The sequence below is a fragment of the Microtetraspora sp. NBRC 16547 genome (assembly GCF_030268965.1).
In the GTDB taxonomy this organism is placed as follows: Bacteria; Actinomycetota; Actinomycetes; order Streptosporangiales; family Streptosporangiaceae; genus Microtetraspora.
Window position 1 is genome coordinate 1 of sequence record NZ_BSSE01000094.1, and the last position, 467, is coordinate 467.

1 protein-coding gene is annotated in these 467 nt (G+C 67.7%); it reads right to left on the reverse strand.

Features of this window, described 5'->3' with window-relative positions; genetic code table 11:
* On the reverse strand, window positions 1–447 hold a 447-nt coding region (locus QSK17_RS35750), incomplete at its 3' end, for a DUF222 domain-containing protein (protein WP_285711135.1).
* Between the last annotated feature and the right edge of the window lie 20 nt (window positions 448–467).

The following is a 467-nucleotide window of genomic DNA, read 5'->3' on the forward strand; positions in this document are numbered from 1 at the left end:
CTCGATGTGGTCGATCTCCGTCAGATAGGCGGGAACGTCACACCCCTCACGGCAGCAGGTGCCGTACTTGGCGATGATCGCCTCCCGCTGGTCGGCCGAAGCCAGACGGCGGGAACGACCGAAGTCGCTGACGATCCCCCGCGCGTCACGCAACACCCGGCGCAACTCGGCGCTGTAGGCCATCCGGCGGGCGTCAGCAGCCGGGATCGAGGTGCCATCCTCCAGATGGGCGGGCTGATCGGACTCACCGGTCAGAGTCTGCTCGGTAACCGACACATGCATAACCGTGCGGCGTCCGCCCTCCGAGAGGCGGATGGCCAGGGCGTCGGCCATCCGGCGAGCGTGGCTACGGGTGTCGGCGCTGCCGGTCTTGACGGCCAACGGCTCCAGCCACGTTTTGAGCTGCATCTTCAGCTCAGGATCCAGCAGGCCGCTGACGCGGCCCATCCCGTCGAAGGTGTCGGCGA